Here is a 1,246-nt window from a genome sequence, read left to right as displayed (position 1 = left end):
GGCAGTTCCTACGAAAAAGTAGACACCCCTGTTCTAGCAACACTGTTCGAACTCGACGGGTGAACGATACCCCAGCGCCGAATGCAACCGCTGGTGGTTGTAGAAATGGACGTAGTCACGGATGGCCATGCGCAGCGACCGGTCGCTGTCGAAGATGCCGCGGTGGTACATCTCCGATTTCATCGATTTATTCCATGACTCCATGTGTGCGTTGTCGTTCATGCGTCGCGGCCGGTTGGCTGATTGCACCAGTCCGACGCGGCCCAATCGGCGCCTGAAGTCGCTGGCCATGAACTCGATCCCCCGGTCACTGTGGAACAGCGTATCGCACGCCGGCGCACGTGTCCGCAGGGCCGCGGCCAAGGCCCGCCGGGTCAATGCCGCCGTACGCTCGGTCCCCAGCGACCAGCCCAGCAGGCGCCGGGAGCAGCGATCCATGACCGTGGCCAGATAGCGCCACTGGCCGCCAACCTTCAGATAGGTCACGTCGCCGACCCAAACCTGATCCGGGCGGCTTGAGGGCACGTCATGGGCGCGGCTGGGAACGCTGTCCAGGAACCGGGCCAGCCCGGGACGCCGCCGATACAGCCGGGCCGAGCACGCGCGTACCCCTTCCTCGCGCATCAGCCGTTCCACGCGTCGGCGCCCCACCTGCTCGCCCTGTCGCCGCAGCGCGGCATGCACCCGGGGACTGCCATAGGTTTCCCGGCTGGCACCATGCACCTTGCGGATCTTCTCGACCAGCGCGGCGTCCTCAATCGCACGGGCGCTGGCAGGCCGCCGCACCCAAGCGTAGTAGCCGGCGGCGCTGACGCGGTAGAGGCGGCACATCGTCCTCACCGGGTACGCTTCCTGGTGCTGCTGGATGAAGGCGAAGATTTCGCCTTTCGATCGGAAGTGAACGCGATCGCTTTTTTTAAAAGGTCATGCTCGAGCTTCAGCTGCTCGTACTGCTTCTTGACCCGCCGCAGTTCCTTGAGCTCGGCGGCTACCGCCGGATCCACATCCGCGCCCTTGACCATGATCTGTCCCTCACGCGCCAGCCTACGCCAACGAGACAACATGAAAGGATGGATGTAAAGCGACTCGGCGACATCACGGACAGCAACGCCCGGTAGCTGGCTCAAGCGAACAGCGGCCGCCTTGAAGGCATCGCTGTAGGAATACGTCGTTCTGGGGCCGGGCTTTGGCATGGCAACACTCCTGAGGTTAGGTCAGGGTGTCCACTGAACCGTAGGAACTACCG

2 protein-coding genes are annotated in these 1,246 nt (G+C 63.6%); both read right to left on the bottom strand.

Annotation, left to right across the window (positions count from 1 at the left end):
• Positions 1 to 33: 33 nt before the first annotated feature.
• On the bottom strand, positions 34 to 867 hold the full coding sequence (locus AAD027_RS19000; RefSeq protein WP_341727607.1) for an IS3 family transposase: 834 nt from the start codon (positions 865 to 867) through the stop codon (positions 34 to 36).
• Positions 837 to 1,193, bottom strand: coding sequence for a transposase (locus AAD027_RS18995; protein ID WP_341727606.1), 357 nt, complete (start codon positions 1,191 to 1,193; stop codon positions 837 to 839). Before AAD027_RS18995 ends, AAD027_RS19000 begins: the two co-directional genes overlap by 31 nt.
• Positions 1,194 to 1,246 lie beyond the last annotated feature (53 nt).

Source organism: Pseudoxanthomonas putridarboris (assembly GCF_038321125.1).
Classification (GTDB): domain Bacteria; phylum Pseudomonadota; class Gammaproteobacteria; order Xanthomonadales; family Xanthomonadaceae; genus Pseudoxanthomonas_A; species Pseudoxanthomonas_A putridarboris.
This window is presented reverse-complemented; position numbering and strand designations above follow the sequence as displayed.

Bases quoted from the DNA above. Each gene is read 5' to 3' on its own strand.
- AAD027_RS18995 (WP_341727606.1), bottom strand. From the start codon at position 1,193: ATGCCAAAGCCCGGCCCCAGAACGACGTATTCCTACAGCGATGCCTTC.